1 protein-coding gene is annotated in these 844 nt (G+C 43.7%); it reads left to right on the plus strand.

The features are described 5' to 3' along the window. The first annotated feature begins 184 nt into the window (after positions 1-184). Positions 185-760 (plus strand): fimbrial protein, encoded by a 576-nt coding sequence (locus INF68_RS12630; protein ID WP_109845176.1) that lies wholly within the window; start codon positions 185-187, stop codon positions 758-760. The last annotated feature ends 84 nt before the right edge of the window (positions 761-844 follow it).

An 844-nucleotide genomic window follows, 5' to 3' on the forward strand; every position in this document is an offset into this window, starting at 1 on the left:
ATTTAAACTCTATTTAACCATTACCCTGGAAAATCCAAAAAGGGATTAATCAATATAACATTAGTCCTGAAACTCACTTACCACAAGAAATTTAAATGTTATAATTTCACGCGACATAATTTACTTCTCACGAGAAAGCAAATTATATGCCAGATATTTCTTTTCACTTAAAGGAACATTTAAGATGGATTTGAAAAAGAATATTATTGCAGGCTTAACCCTTGCAACACTGTCGATGAATGGTTTCGCCGCAGAAATGAATGCCGGCACTATTCATTTCACGGGTGAAATTATCGAATCGAGCTGTACGATTCAGGGCGACGATGGCACGGACAGTACTATCCCACTGGGTACCTATCCTATATCGTTGTTTACTGATGTTGGAACGGAAACCGCACTTATGCCCTTCTCCGTTACGCTGGCGAACTGTCCGTTGAAAAGCGATGGGCTTCCGGCTGTACAGCTGACCTTTAACGGCCCAACAACCCTCACCGGGACCAATACGCTACTGGACGTCAGTAAAATTACCACCACGGGCGATACCGCGGCTACCGGTATCGGTGTTGCCGTCAGCCTGGCGGGTAAAGATGATAAGCTCATCACGATGGATGGCGCCGAAGGGCAGGTCTATATCGAACTGGCATCAAAACCCGAAGATACAATTAAAGCTGATTTTAATGCCCGCTATAAATCATTTGCAACTGCGGTTACCGCCGGTCCGGCAGATGCTGATATGACGGTAAATATTCTTTACCGTTAATAAACGCACCACTGACATTCAGAATATATATATTAGGCGTCATGACGTTTAAGGAGTCATGCTCTGATAATAGTCCGAATCCGG

Source organism: Enterobacter cloacae complex sp. P16RS2 (assembly GCF_014982155.1).
In the GTDB taxonomy this organism is placed as follows: Bacteria; Pseudomonadota; Gammaproteobacteria; order Enterobacterales; family Enterobacteriaceae; genus Enterobacter; species Enterobacter cloacae_M.